The 15,012-nt window shown below is 46.5% G+C and carries 11 protein-coding genes; all 11 read left to right on the forward strand.

The annotated features are described in order from the left end of the window. Positions 1-38 precede the first annotated feature (38 nt). The 11 genes from F452_RS0101175 to F452_RS0101230 all read left to right on the forward strand — a co-directional run bounded on the left by F452_RS0101175 (position 39) and on the right by F452_RS0101230 (position 14,646). Positions 39-458: an acyl-CoA thioesterase gene (locus F452_RS0101175; protein WP_018964436.1), complete on the forward strand. Its 420-nt coding sequence runs from the start codon at positions 39-41 to the stop codon at positions 456-458. Between the two features lie 81 nt (positions 459-539). Continuing rightward, positions 540-1,310 (forward strand): peroxide stress protein YaaA, encoded by a 771-nt coding sequence (yaaA, locus tag F452_RS0101180; protein ID WP_018964437.1) that lies wholly within the window; start codon positions 540-542, stop codon positions 1,308-1,310. 136 nt (positions 1,311-1,446) lie between these two features. Then, positions 1,447-2,022 carry a superoxide dismutase gene (locus F452_RS0101185; RefSeq protein WP_018964438.1) on the forward strand — a complete coding sequence of 192 codons (576 nt, stop codon included), beginning with the start codon at positions 1,447-1,449 and terminating at the stop codon, positions 2,020-2,022. 343 nt (positions 2,023-2,365) lie between these two features. After that, entirely contained in the window at positions 2,366-4,936 is a 2,571-nt protein-coding gene (gene glgP, locus F452_RS0101190; protein WP_018964439.1) for an alpha-glucan family phosphorylase, read from the forward strand. 77 nt (positions 4,937-5,013) lie between these two features. Continuing rightward, a complete protein-coding gene (locus F452_RS0101195; protein ID WP_244263755.1) occupies positions 5,014-5,955 on the forward strand; it encodes a DUF5106 domain-containing protein in 942 nt (313 codons plus the stop codon). A gap of 305 nt (positions 5,956-6,260) precedes the next feature. Then, positions 6,261-7,436 (forward strand): OmpA family protein, encoded by a 1,176-nt coding sequence (locus tag F452_RS0101200; RefSeq protein ID WP_026292084.1) that lies wholly within the window; start codon positions 6,261-6,263, stop codon positions 7,434-7,436. Positions 7,437-7,483: 47 nt separating this feature from the next. Next, positions 7,484-8,626 (forward strand): OmpA family protein, encoded by a 1,143-nt coding sequence (locus tag F452_RS0101205; RefSeq protein ID WP_018964442.1) that lies wholly within the window; start codon positions 7,484-7,486, stop codon positions 8,624-8,626. Positions 8,627-8,982: 356 nt separating this feature from the next. After that, a complete protein-coding gene (locus F452_RS0101215; protein WP_026292085.1) occupies positions 8,983-11,844 on the forward strand; it encodes a putative LPS assembly protein LptD in 2,862 nt (953 codons plus the stop codon). A 36-nt stretch (positions 11,845-11,880) separates the two neighbouring features. Continuing rightward, positions 11,881-12,597 carry a rhomboid family intramembrane serine protease gene (locus F452_RS0101220; protein WP_018964445.1) on the forward strand — a complete coding sequence of 239 codons (717 nt, stop codon included), beginning with the start codon at positions 11,881-11,883 and terminating at the stop codon, positions 12,595-12,597. Next, positions 12,581-13,504, forward strand: coding sequence for a rhomboid family intramembrane serine protease (locus tag F452_RS0101225; protein WP_018964446.1), 924 nt, complete (start codon positions 12,581-12,583; stop codon positions 13,502-13,504). Before F452_RS0101220 ends, F452_RS0101225 begins: the two co-directional genes overlap by 17 nt. Positions 13,505-13,518: 14 nt before the next feature. Then, on the forward strand, positions 13,519-14,646 hold the full coding sequence (locus F452_RS0101230; RefSeq protein WP_018964447.1) for an endonuclease/exonuclease/phosphatase family protein: 1,128 nt from the start codon (positions 13,519-13,521) through the stop codon (positions 14,644-14,646). Positions 14,647-15,012 lie beyond the last annotated feature (366 nt).

The raw sequence follows: 15,012 nt of genomic DNA on the forward strand, positions 1-15,012 counted from the left end.
TGAATTTTCACTTATCGATCCCGACAAAACCTAACGATATGAAAGAGAATGAATATTTTTTCTCCCTCGACATGAAGGTGAGAGATTATGAATGTGACTTGCAAGGTGTGGTGAATAACAGCAACTATCAGCGCTATATGGAGCACACCCGCCATGAGTTCTGGGAAAGCCTCGGAGACAATTTCGGCCAAATGCACGAGAAAGGGCTCGATGCTTTCGTTTACAAAGTGACGATAACGTTCAAACAGTCCTTGCGCAGTGGCGATCGCTTCCGCAGCTGTCTGACCTGCCACAAGAAAGGCCCCAAGCTCATCTTCTTGCAGGACATTATCAGGGAAGACGGTGTGATGGCGGCCTCTGGGGAAGTAGAAGTGGTAGCTGTACAAGATGGTGTGCTCACCCGTGGAGAGTATTTCGACGTGCTAATGAAAGACATCTTGTCCCAAACAGCCAAGTAGCAAACACGGAGCAAAGAGGAAGCCTACGAGTCACGACAGACAGAGGCTTCCTCTTCTTGCTTATAATCAGGATCAAGCCCTATGCTCATACTCCTTTCATGTGCCAAGACGATCGGTATGCCGAAACGTATACCATCGCATTTGACAAGTACTTCGCCGATCTTCCGGGAACAGAGTACGAAGATTGCTTTGGCCGCATCTTCCTGCGACATAGAAGAATTGTGCGGACTGCTCCGCATCAATAGAAAGCTGGCAGAAGAGAATCATCGACGCTGGCAGCACTTCTTCGATGAAGATTCGCCCAATGCTCCCGCGGCATTGGCTTATACGGGTATGGTTTTCAAGAAGCTTGCTCCCGCCAATTTCAGTGCTGACGATTGGCTTTATGCCTCCGAACAACTTCTTATCACCTCATTCCTCTATGGTCTTTTGCGACCGAGCGACATGATTCGTCCATACAGAATGGAGGGATTTGCGCATCTGGGAGCACCCGTTGAAGACGAGGTGTTCAACTTCTGGCGACCGCATCTAACAGATTTTCTGATCGAAAAGGTACGTGAAAAGGGCGGTGAGCTGTGTTTTCTGGCAAGCGAAGAAATGAAAATGCTATTCGACTGGAAACGGGTAGAACAAGCCGTACGGGTAGTGACACCCCTCTTCAAGGTACCACAGCCCGATGGAGGTCTCAAACAAATCGTGATCTATACCAAAATGGCACGCGGATTGATGACAGCCCACCTCCTCACCCGCCGATGCCGCCATGTGGAAGAGATGCAGCTCTTTTCGCCCGAAGGTTTTGTCTTCCGACCGGAGCTTTCGGACGAGAGCAACTATCTTTTTATAATGGAATAAGTAGGCTTTTACAGACAAGATCCGAACCTTTTTCCGTTCACAATGTTCTAATAGTGATTGAAGAGTTTCGGAGTCGGTCCTGCGCTACTCCGATACCAATTATTAAAAGACTTAATTACAATAAAAATCAGACGTTATGACTCACGAACTTGTTTCCCTGCCTTATGCGGTCGATGCACTGGCTCCTGTTATCAGCAAAGAAACAGTAGAATTTCACCACGGTAAGCACTTGAAGACTTACGTGGACAACCTCAATAAGCTCATTATCGGCACGGAATTTGAAAACGCAGACTTGAATACTATCGTACAAAAGAGCGAAGGCGGTATCTTCAACAACGCCGGCCAAACCCTCAACCACAATCTCTACTTCACACAGTTCCGTCCGGGCAAGGGAGGAGTACCGAAAGGCAAATTGGGAGAAGCTATCGATAAGCAATTCGGTTCGTTCGAAAAGTTCAAAGAAGAGTTCAATACGGCCGGTACTACTCTCTTCGGTTCAGGCTGGGTATGGCTTGCATCCGATGCCAATGGCAAACTCTCTATCGAAAAGGAGCCGAACGCAGGCAACCCCGTGCGCAAGGGATTGAATCCGTTGCTCGGATTCGATGTGTGGGAGCATGCATACTACTTGACTTACCAGAATCGTCGTGCAGACCACCTCAAAGATTTGTGGAGCATCGTTGACTGGGATATAGTAGAAGCTCGCTACTAAAAGACTAATAGGTGTGCTTCGCGCCACCACATAAGGAAGCCTCTGCCAAGCACCATTCGGGTACTTCGCAAGAGGCTTTTTCTTTTGTTTTTGAATCTCGTTCAGGATGGTTAGTAAGGGTTTTACTCTTGATTCAAGAACGAAAATGTTACGCTTGGCAATCTCAGGCTTGATAAGCCGAAACTTATCTTGGATTAGTTCTGTGATCTCATTCTGTCCGAAAGAGATTTCCTCTGTATCAAGAGAAAAGCCTATCGAAACAAATACATACCTTTGAAATGTTTTTGAAGTATGGCCACAGCGAAATACGGCCATAGCATAATGCATACAGCATAGTAAGAAAATGATAATTCAGAAAAAGAATAATACGCCCGTTTGGAAGGAAATATTCACATGTGTAGAACTTCCCGAAAGGCTCGGCAAAGCGGAGGAGTTGGCCTATAATCTTTGGTGGTCATGGAATCCGCGTGCTACGAGCCTATTTGAGCGTATGGATCCGGATCTTTGGTTCGAAACGGACGGCAATCCGATCAAATTGCTTCGTTCTCTTTCGCTCAACCGTATCGATGCTCTCCTCAACGATACTGATTGGCTACAAGAGCTTGAAGATGTCTATAGTGCCTGGCAGAGGTATATGGCGTCACCGTCAGACACCGATCGACCAAGCATAGCTTATTTCAGCATGGAATACGGTCTTAGCCACGTATTGAAGATTTATTCCGGTGGACTGGGTGTATTGGCAGGAGATTACCTCAAAGAGGCAAGTGATAGCAACGTACCGCTTACAGCAGTAGGTTTTCTCTATCGATACGGTTATTTCGACCAAAGGATCAGCGCAGATGGTCAGCAACTGGCCACCTATGACGCTCAGGACTTTCGTCTCCTGCCGATACGACCGGCAAAGAATGAGAGTGGGCATCAGATCGTACTGGAAGTGCCTTTCTCCGATCATACGGTCTATTGTCATGTATGGCAGGTGAAAGTGGGACGGATAGATCTTTTTCTGATGGATACCGATCTGGACAAGAACAGCGAAGCCGACCGTCAGATCACTCACAACCTCTACGGAGGAGACTGGGAGAATCGCATGAAGCAGGAATATCTGCTCGGCATCGGTGGCATCCTCCTGCTACAGCGTCTGGGTATCAACAAAGAAATCTTCCACATGAATGAAGGCCATGCGGCACTGATCAGTGCCCAACGTCTGGCCGACTATGTGGAACAAAAGGGATTGAGTTTCGACGTTGCGCTGGAAGTAGTCCGTTCCTCTTCGCTATATACGGTTCACACCCCTGTACCGGCGGGTCACGACTACTTCGATGAAGAACTCTTGGGGCGTTACATGGGACATTTTCCTCGCCGCCTTGGAATCAGCTGGCAAGAGTTTATCGATATGGGACGAACAACACCGGGATCGAACGAGAAGTTTTCGATGAGTGTATTCGCCCTCAACACTTGTCAGGAAGCCAATGGAGTGAGCTATCTGCACGGAGTTGTTTCTCGCAGGATGTTTGCTCCCGTATGGCCAGGATTCTTTGCCGAAGAGCTACATGTGGGGCACGTGACCAACGGTGTACACCTTCCGACTTGGGCTTCTCCTGAGAGCCAAAATTTCTATGAACAGCACCTTGGCACCGATTTTCTCAGCCATCAGTCTGAAGAGTCTGCATGGGAAGCAATAGAACAAATCCCTTCCGAAGAAATATGGGATCTGCGCTCGAAGCTCAAGGACAATCTACTGCACCACATAGCGCATGATTATCGCAAACGATGGCTGCGACACAACGAGGATCCGATATGTTTCCCGGATGGATTGGACAATATTGAACCCAATACGCTCCTTATCGGTTTTGCACGCAGATTTGCAACCTATAAACGAGCGCACCTGCTCTTTACGGATTTAGAGCGACTATCGCGTCTGGTCAATAACCCCGAACGTCCCGTACGTTTTCTCTACGCGGGCAAAGCACACCCGGCTGACGGGGGTGGCCAAGGACTTATTAAACATATTACGGAGATCAGCCGTCGTCCAGAATTCCAAGGCAAAATCATTTTCTTGGAAAACTACGACATGCATCTGGCGTCCAAACTAATTGCCGGGGTCGATGTATGGCTCAACACCCCTACCCGACCACTCGAAGCATCAGGAACATCCGGACAAAAAGCCGAAATGAATGGTGTACTGAACTTCTCCGTACAAGACGGCTGGTGGTACGAGGGCTATAGACCGAATGCCGGCTGGGCACTGACTGACAAGTCTACTTATCGCGACCAGCAAATGCAGGATAAGCTCGATGCTCTTTCCATATATGACATTCTGGAACGAGAGATCATTCCTCTCTACTATGACAAGGAAGAGAAAAGCTACTCTGAAGGCTGGATACGGTACATACGTCGATCCATGATGTACATAGCACCACACTTTACGATGAGGAGAATGCTGGATGACTATTATGACAAGTTCTACAGACCACTTGCCCAACGTCATCGTTCGGTCAGTGCTTCTTCTTTTGCTTTGGCTTCGGAGATCGCCAATTGGAAGCAACAGACCGCAGCGCATTGGGATGAGATGCGAGTGGTACGAGTTGCCGCTTCCGGCTTCGGCCTTTGCTTCGAAGACAATCATACTACACAAACCCTTGAGGTGGAAATAGAAAAGGGCAACTTATCCACTGAGCTTAACGTTGAGCTGATTGTAACTTCCGATGACAATCAGGGAGGAGTCTCTTTAGTCCAAAATATTCCTCTCCAACTTTCCGAGCAATCGGCTGACAACAGATGGCAGAAGTATGTGATAAGTTGCAACTTGAAGAACCCCGGCCTGCATCGCGTAGCAATACGCATAACTCCCCATTCGGCACTTTTGCCCCATAAAATGGATTTTGCCTATGTCAGATGGGCAAGCATTTCATGAACCACTAAACATTTTGTCTCATCCTAATAGAATAAGGTATGTCTAATACGTATCGCAGATTTTGTATGATAGTAAGTATGGCAGCATTGTTCGGCTCCATCAGTTCGCTTGCAGCTTCGTGTAGTCAACGACCGAATAAGATACAGCAGTCTGTGGACAGCATTGCTCCAAGTGCATCGGCAGAAGAACCGGAGCTTGCTTTCCCATTACCGGATATACCGGTTTCAATAACAAGTCCGCAGGAACGGGCATCGTACTTCGTAAAGCATTATTGGGATGAATTCAACTTCACGGATTCAGCTTATCTCCGGAAGCCTCAAAATATGGAAATCAGTATCGCCAACTTTCTCGGTGTGGCTATCGCTCTTCCTGTTCATGAGGTAAAATCATCGATTATCTATCCGTTGGAGAAATCCTCCGGAGCATTGCTGGAGCTATTCATGAGATTTTATAAAAAGTACCTATACGAGCCTAACTCTCCTATGCTCAATGAGGAGTATTATATTCCGGCAGTAGCTTTTTTGATGAAGTCGCCCAAAATATCCTACGCAGAACGAATACGTCTGAAAGAGCGATACGAGCTGATGCTGCGCAACCGGGTTGGCACAAAGGCGGAGGATTTCATTTACGAGCAAAGCAACGGCAGCCTGCATCGACTCAGTAACAGATTTACGCCCAACACCATACTTGTCTTTTACGAACCAGGATGCCATACTTGTTCCCAACTGATACGCGAACTACATCAGGATGATCAACTACGTAATTTAGTAGAAACCAAACAACTAAGCATTTTATTCATATATCCGGACAACGATAAAAATACATGGCTTTTGGGGCTTTCAGATTTTCCCGCTTTCGTAGAAGTAGGAATCAACAGCGATGGCAGTATAACTAATCAACAGCTGTACGACATCAAAGCCACTCCAACCATCTATCTACTTGGAAATAACGGATATGTAATTCTAAAAGACGCACAAATACTGGTTATAAAAGATTATTTGAAAGAGAAAAAAGAATAGCTTCAGTGTATAAACTAAATAGCATATACAAAGGGAAAAGATACCTGTCAATGAAGTCTATAGACCTTGGCAAACGAGATTTTAAGCAAGGATGCAGCTTCTGTAAAAGAATAATTTCTTTTAGCTTTTTGTCATAATACTCTATTATTAAATAAAGCGTTTTTGCTTCGATCTATAGCATATCAAAGACAAGGCAGAGGCCTTCTGAGTAGCATAATATTTGGTTATTCAAATTTATTAAGCTACATTTGTGTAGCGAATAGGCTATTGGAAACGTATAAAAATACACTTAGAAAAGTAAAACTATGAAGGTAAAGTACTTAATGCTCACATTCGTTGGAGCTATTGCACTGAATGCAAGTGCACAGGAAAATACTGTACCGGCAACGGGTCAGTTACCCGCCAAAAATGTTGCTTTCGCTCGCAACAAAGCAGGCAGCAATTGGTTCGTAACACTGCAGGGCGGTGTTGCAGCGCAGTTCCTCAATGACAACAACAACAAAGATTTTGTAGACCGCTTGGGTGCTGCCGGCTCTATTTCAGTTGGAAAATATCACAACCCATTCTTTGCAACCCGTTTGCAAATTAACGGAGCCCAGGCACACACGTTCCTTGGAAAAAATGCGGAACAAGAATTTAAGACCAATTTTGGCGCAGCTCACTTTGACTTCATGTTCGATGTGGTTAATTACTTTGCGCCATATCGCGAAAATCGTTTCTTCCATTTAATTCCATGGGTAGGTGTTGGCTACCAGCATAAATTCATTGGCAGCAAATGGAGTAAAGACAATGTCGAGTCTCTGACTGCCAACATGGGTGTTATGATGGCTTTCAGATTAGGAAAACGTGTAGACTTTGTGATCGAAGCACAAGCAGCACACTCCAACCTCAACTTAAGCCGTGCTTTCAATGCCAAGCCGACTCCTATTTTCCAGGATCAGGAAGGACGTTATTACAATGGACTCCAAGGAATGGCGACAGCAGGTCTTAACTTCCGCTTGGGTGCTGTAGGCTTCAATGCCATCGAGCCCATGGACTACGCGCTTATCAACGATCTGAATGGTCAGATTAATCGCCTGCGCAGAGAAGTCGAAGAACTCTCCAAGCGTCCTGTATCATGTCCCGAATGCCCCGACGTTACACCCGTTACCAAGACAGAAAACAAGCTAACCGAGAAGGCTGTACTCTTCCGTTTCGACAGCTATGTTGTAGACAAAGACCAGCTTATCAATCTGTATGACGTAGCTCAGTTTGTAAAAGAAACCAACGAGCCGATTACTGTTGTAGGCTATGCTGATCCTACGGGTGACACTCAGTACAACGAAAGATTGTCTGAGCGTCGCGCAAAAGCCGTTGTTGATGTTCTGACGGGCAAGTATGGTGTGCCATCCGAACTGATCTCTGTAGAATGGAAGGGCGACACTACGCAACCGTTCAACAAGAAAGCTTGGAATCGCGTTGTAATCGTTCGCTCCAAGTAATTCATCTGAGACTTTTGTTGGATAATAAAAAAATGACATACAGAATTATGAAAGCTAAATCTTTATTATTAGCACTTGCGGGTCTCGCTTGTACGTTTAGTGCAACTGCCCAAGAAGCTACTACACAGAACAAAGCAGGAATGCACACAGCATTCCAACGTGATAAGGCCTCTGACCATTGGTTCATTGACTTAGCAGGAGGTGCCGGCATGGCTCTATCCGGATGGAATAACGATGTAGACATCATGGATCGTCTTAGCATTGTTCCTACATTCGGTATCGGTAAGTGGCATGAACCTTATTTCGCTACTCGCTTGCAATTCACCGGATTTGACATCTACGGATACACCCAAGGCAGCGAAGAGCGTAACCACAACTATTTTGGAAACGCTCACCTTGACTTCATGTTCGACCTGACGAACTATTTCGGAGTATACCGTCCAAACCGTGTTTTCCATATTATCCCTTGGGCGGGTGTGGGATTTGGTTACAAATTCCATAGCGAAAACGCAAATGGTGAAAAAATTGGAACCAAAGACGATATGACTGGAACGGTTAATGTTGGTTTGATGCTGAAATTCCGTCTCTCAAGAGTTGTAGACTTCAACATCGAAGGCCAAGCTTTTGCAGGCAAAATGAACTTCATCGGCACTAAGAGAGGAAAAGCAGACTTCCCGGTAATGGCTACAGCAGGCCTTACGTTCAACATGGGCAAGACAGAGTGGACAGAAATTATTCCTATGGACTATGCTATGGTAAACGACCTGAACAACCAGATCAACTCACTCCGCGCTCAAGTAGAAGAGTTGAGCCGTCGTCCGGTTTCATGCCCCGAATGTCCCGAGCCTACTCAGCCGACAGTTACTCGTGTTATAGTTGACAATGTGGTTTACTTCCGTCTCAACAGCGCGAAGATCGACCGCAACCAAGAAATCAATGTTTACAACACTGCTGAGTACGCAAAGACGAACAATGCTCCGATTAAGGTAGTCGGTTATGCAGACGAAAAGACCGGTACTGCCGCCTATAACATGAAGCTCTCTGAGCGTCGTGCAAAGGCTGTTGCCAAGATGCTTGAAAAGTACGGTGTTTCTGCTGACCGTATTACGATTGAATGGAAGGGATCATCTGAGCAAATCTACGAAGAGAACGCTTGGAACCGTATTGTAGTAATGTCTGCAGCGGAATAATCCAAAATATCCATACAGATTAATAAATGAAGCTGAGGCTGTCTCATCGTTAGACAGCCTCACTTTTTTATAGTCACCTGCTATCGCACATTGGAAGATAGTGAACACATTAATAGGCAACTCTCATACAATAGGCAGGGCAACCGCATCAAAAATCTCGAGAAAATACAAGTTGCTAATTTTCAAATGATTGCATTTCGGAGATTATACTCAAAGATAAAGAATGCACTCAAAACTATGATTGATAATCAGGCACTTACATTTTGATGCGGTTGCCCTGTCTGAGATAAAGTATCTACTCGCGTATTGCAACTTCTTTTTTACCTTTGCTCACCTGTGAGTATGAATGAATCCGAATGAGAGTACCCGATCTCTGTTCCAGACTTTCATGGTTATTACCTGTAATCCTTGTCGGATTGCTCTGTGCTACTTTGGTCGCTGCGGAACGCCCTATGGCCGGAGCAGTCGGGTCGCACCACCGTCGGCATACTACGCTGTCTGATTCTACATTGAAAGACACGGCACTTCTCGCAAAACCTATCCCAGACAGTTCCTTTCGAGATTCCCTTGCTGCCGATTCCACCGGGTTGATGCAGCAGGACAGTGTGTATGACGATGAATTCGAATTGGAAGACATTGTCGAATATGAAGCCACCGACTCCATCGTCTTGCTCGGACAGAATCGTGCCTATCTTTTCGGCAAAAGCTATGTGAGCTATCAAAAGAGCCGTTTGGAGGCTAACTTCATGTATCTCAATACCGACAGCAGTACGGTCTTTACACGCTACGTCCTCGATACAGCCGGTTATCCGATGGCATTTCCGATCTTCAAGGACGGGGAACAGTCGTTCGAAGCCAAGAACTTCACCTACAATTTCCGTACACAGAAAGGGATTATCAGTGGAGTGATCACGCAGCAGGGCGAAGGTTATCTGACCGCCGGTAAGACCAAGAAGATGCCCGACAATATCATGTTTATGCAAGGAGGGCGTTATACGACCTGCGACAATCATGATCATCCTCACTTCTATATCAATCTCTCCAAAGCAAAGGTGCATCCGGAGAAAGACATCGTCACCGGTCCGGTCAATCTGGTTATCGCCGATATGCCACTGCCTATCGGTCTTCCATTCGGCTATTTTCCCTTTTCCAACAAATACTCTTCCGGTATATTGATGCCTACGTATGGGGAGGACAATCGCTATGGATTCTATTTGAGGAACGGCGGATATTATTTTGCTTTCAGCGACTATATCGATTTGGCCTTGCGTGGGGAGATCTTTTCCAAAGGGTCATGGGGCATTTCAGCCCAATCGAAGTATAAGAAGAGATATAAGTACAGCGGTTCGTTCGAAGCCAATTATCTGGTATCCAAGTCCGGCGACAAATATATCCCCGGAGACTACAGCAAGACCACCAGCCTGAATGTCCGATGGACGCACAGTCAGGATCCGAAGGCCAATCCTTTGCAAACGTTGTCGGCCAATGTGAATTTTGCCACCGGCAGCTATTTCCAGAATTCACTGAACACCACCTACGATGTCAATGCCCGTACTGCTACGACACGGAGTTCGGCCGTGAGCTATTCGCGCAAGTTTCCGGGTACTCCCTTTTCTATTACAGGTAGCATGGATATCAGCCAGAACATGCGCGATACGACGGTGAGCCTTACCTTGCCGAACCTCTCGATCAATATGTCCACGCGCTATCCTTTCAAGCGGAAGACCCGTGTGGGACCGGAGCGTTGGTATGAAAAGTTGAGTGTGGGCTATTCCGGTCAGCTTCGCAATAGTATTCTGACGCATGAGAAGAATTTGCTCCAAAGCGATCTCGTGCGTGACTGGAAGAATGGCATGCGTCACTCCGTACCTGTCAGTCTGACTGTTCCTTTGTTGGATTATATCAATCTGACCATGGGCGTTAACTACAATGAATGGTGGTACACGAAAGGTATCCGGAAGTCGTGGAACGAGGATAAGAAGGCTTTTTTACCTTCGGACACGACCTATAAATTCCGCAGGCTATACGATTACAGCCTATCGGCAGGCTTATCTACCACACTGTACGGTATGTTCAAACCCTGGAAACCATTCTCCTTTGGAGGCAATCTGATTATGATCCGCCATCGCTTCACGCCTACTGTCAGCTTCTCCTATATGCCCGATTTCACCAAGCGCCGATATGGTTTTTGGGAGCATATCGAGCACACTGATCAGAGCGGAAAGCTGCATACGCTGCTCTATTCGCCCTATTCCGAACAGATATTCGGTGCACCCTCTATGGGCAATGCAGGATCGGTCAATTTCTCTTTTGACAATAACTTAGAGGCCAAGATCAAGTCCAAATCGGATTCGACAGGGATCAAGAAGATCAGCCTGATAGATCAGTTCACATGGTCTACATCCTATAATATGTTTGCCGATTCGATCCGATGGAACAATATCTCGGCTTCGCTGGCCCTTCGCTTCTCGAAGAGTTTTACGTTGCGTTTGTCCGGTCTATTCGACCCCTATGTGACGAAATATTATGAGGGAGAAGATGGAAAGATCATTCCCTATAAGAGCAACGATCTGCGCATTTTTAACGGTAAGGGATTGGCACGCCTGATCAGTACGGGTACTTCTTTCAGCTATACGCTTAACAAAGAATCGCTCAGCGGGTTGCTGGCTCTTTTCAGTGTCAAAAGGGAACGGAAAGACGAAAAGAAGAGCGCGGAGGCTACCCCTCCTCCTCCTGACGGAAACGATGCTGAAGGGATCCTTAAAGGAAGAAGTCCGCAGGGCGAAAGCGGAGGCTCGCTCCTCGAACGCAATCGTGAGGGTGGAACAGTCGATCAGGATGGTTACTTCACGTATTCAATCCCGTGGAGTCTGTCATTCGACTATAGCTGGACTATAGCTACGGACTATAACAGGTACAATGTCGATAAGATGGAGTATTACTATCGGGTAACGCAGAACCTGAGTTTCCGCGGCAATATCCAACCTACGCCGAATTGGAGTTTCGGATTCAATGCGAACTACAATTTCGACTTGAAGAAAATAACATCGCTCACCTGTAATATCACTCGTGATATGCACTGCTGGGCTATCTCTGCCAGTTTCATTCCCATAGGAGCATACAAGTCCTACAATTTCGTCATATCGGTGAAGAGTTCGCTCCTGCAAGATCTGAAGTACCAGCAGAGCAATCGCCCTATAACGAATACATGGTATTGAACATAGTAGACAAGAACATTCCACATCATCCACAATATGAATAGCTTTAGAGAAAGAAATTATCAGTTTGCTCCACCCGTAACGCAGAACCTGATCATCATCAATGCGATATTCTGGTTTGCTACTTATGTCCTCGGCGGACGATTCAATATCGATCTGAACGATACTTTGGGACTGCATTATTTCCAGGCAGGTAGTTTCAATCCTGTGCAGTTCGTTTCTTATATGTTCTTACACGCCGGCTTCTCGCATCTCTTCTTCAATATGTTTTCGCTCTGGATGTTCGGGCGGCTGATAGAGCAGTTCTGGGGGACGAAGCGTTTCCTCATCTTCTATGTCATTTGTGGCCTTACGGCAGCATTGGCACAGCAGATCGTATGGGCAGTGGATCTGATGCCCATTGTGAATAGCCCGGCCGAATTCGTTCGCTTCCCGGATGGTGCGGAGATGCTCAAGAGTGCTTTCCTCAATTTACCCACGACGGTCGGTGCCTCCGGAGCAGTATTCGGATTGCTCCTGGCTTTCGGAATGCTCTTCCCCAATAGCGAGATCTATCTTTTCTTTATCCCTATTCCCATCAAAGCGAAGTGGTTCGTTATTGTATATGGACTTATAGAACTGTTTCTCGGTGTTGCACCGATGGCAGGCGGTAGCAATATCGCTCACTTTGCTCATCTGGGTGGGATGATAGGAGGTATTATTCTTATTTTCCTCTGGCGCAAGAAAGGAGAGATCGATGGGCCTTACAATTAGAGAATTGAGCCGACGCCTGAGGCTGGCAGACATGAATACTCGTCTGATGGTATTCACTGTTTTGATCTCTTTATTGGTTTGGCTTTCGCATGCCTTTTTGTCTCTTTTGGGGGCCGATCCGTATATCGTAGAACGGTGGCTTTGGTTGGCCCCCGATTTATATACCTTTTCGAGACATCCGTGGACGATATTCACGTATATGTGGCTGCACTCGGATCTATGGCATCTTTTCTTCAATATGCTGTGGCTTTACTGGTTCGGACAGCTTTTCCTGCGCTATCAGAATCCCAGGAGGCTGATCAGCGTCTATCTACTTGGCGGATTGGCGGGAGGATTGCTCTACGTATTGACAGTCTTAGTCGCCGATGCCTTTTCATTAGGCTTGTCTCATTTTCCTCTGATCGGAGCTTCTGCCAGCGTGATGGCCATTGTTTTCGGAATAGCTTTTTATGCTCGTTGGGAGCGAGTGAGTCTGTTATTCATCGGTCGGATCAGGCTGACGACATTGGCTCTCATCCTTTTCGGACTGGATGTGTTGCTATTAACGGGAGATAACTTCGGTGGCCACGTGGCACATATCGGGGGAGCAGGCTTCGGTGTATGGTTTGCCCTTTCATTGGCCGGGGGCAAAGACATTACAGTTTGGTTTCAGCGACTGCTCGACCGCTTGGCCGATTTTTTCAGTTCGTTCTTTGGCCCTCAAAAGAAATTTGCAAAGCCTCGCTTTCGGGTAAGAAGAACGCCCCATCCGGCATCTCCGAAAAACGATGCAAACCCAAAGGCTGAAGAAACAAAAGAAGCGGAGTCTTCCATAGATCAGATCCTGGATAAGATTCGCATATCAGGATATGCATCATTGACGGCCGAAGAGAAACGCCGTCTCTTTGACCAAAGCAAGCGTTTGTAAGTCGTCTGCATGAGATGAGTGAAAAAAAGAAGAAGAAAGTAAGGGGCAAGATCGGAACGTTGCTCCATTCCGTTTCGGTGATTATCAATCTGGGGATTACACTTTGCTATCTCTTGGCAGCTCTGTCGCCGCTTATCTCACCGGCCACGATCACGATACCGGCCTTCTTCGGTTTAGCTTTCCCAGTCTTCCTTGCTGCTCAGGTCGGGATGGTTGTATACTGGGTTCTGCGAGGCAAGATTGTTTGGTTTATAGGCAATGCCCTTTTGTTGCTTTGCACATGGGGCAACATCGACACCTATATACCGCTGCATCGAAAGGTAAAAGAATCCTCGATCCCAGAGTCACGTATCAAGGTGATGACTTATAATGTCAAGGGATTTGACTTTCGTGCTCACAATTCCGAGAATCCTAATCCTATCCTCAAATATATCAAAGGCAGCGGGGCTGACATCGTATGCTTGCAGGAGGCGGTACTCAGTCGGAAAAGTAATTCTCGGTATGTAGGCCTGCGTACTTTCAAGAAGTATCTTCCCGAATATCGCTACATGGAGCTGTCTCATGCCCGAGAAGATGGAAAAGGCAGTGGCCTTATGCTTCTATCCAAGTATCCCATTCTCGATGTGCGCCGCATCCCGTACGAATCCGCATTCAATGGCTCTGTAGCCTACACAGTTGATATACAAGGAAAAAAAGTCCTTGTCGTGAATAACCATTTGGAAAGTTTTCGACTGACGATGGCCGATGGGGTGGAATATCTGAAAATGGTACGAGAAGGAGAGGCCACAGCTCTCAGTCGGATGATGACGGCCAAGATGGGGCCAGCTTATGCGCTTCGTTCCGCCCAAGCTGATTCGGTAAGCAGTTATATCCGTCGCTCGGAGGCTGAACACGTGGTCGTATGCGGCGACTTTAATGATACTCCCATATCCTACACGCGCCACAAAATAGCATCGGGGCTGAAAGATGCATATTCCGATACAGGGCGCGGTCCGGGGTTTACTTTTAATCAGGGAGCTTTCAAAGTTCGTATTGATCATATCCTTTATTCTTCCGGCTTTCTTGCATACAATTGCACGGTAGACAAATCTATCCACGCTTCGGATCACTTTCCCGTTTGGTGTTATTTGGTCTTCAGATAGTTGTCATTCGTCCAAATCCGTCATTAGAAAAATGGCATATCCGAGATTCAGCGTGATGGAGGCGTGATGGGGATATGAAGAAAGCTACCGCCATTTCGTATATTTGAATGTACGACCAACAAATCTACGGAGATGAACAATAGCTTTCTATGATCATGCGTCGGGACTTTACTCCCTCAAGTGCAATGGAGTTCAATACGAAGGTAACACGATTATCTTACATAGTTGTCCCTTAAAAAGCCCGAACAGGGCAACCGAATCAAATCTTTAGTAGCTTTTTGAGATAGTCTATATTCAGAGCGGCTTTGAACAACCTCTTCCGTAAGGATAGTTTGTCTTTGTGCCCGGATACAATGGCTAAAGCAA

This window comes from Porphyromonas gulae DSM 15663 (assembly GCF_000378065.1).
Taxonomy (GTDB): domain Bacteria; phylum Bacteroidota; class Bacteroidia; order Bacteroidales; family Porphyromonadaceae; genus Porphyromonas; species Porphyromonas gulae.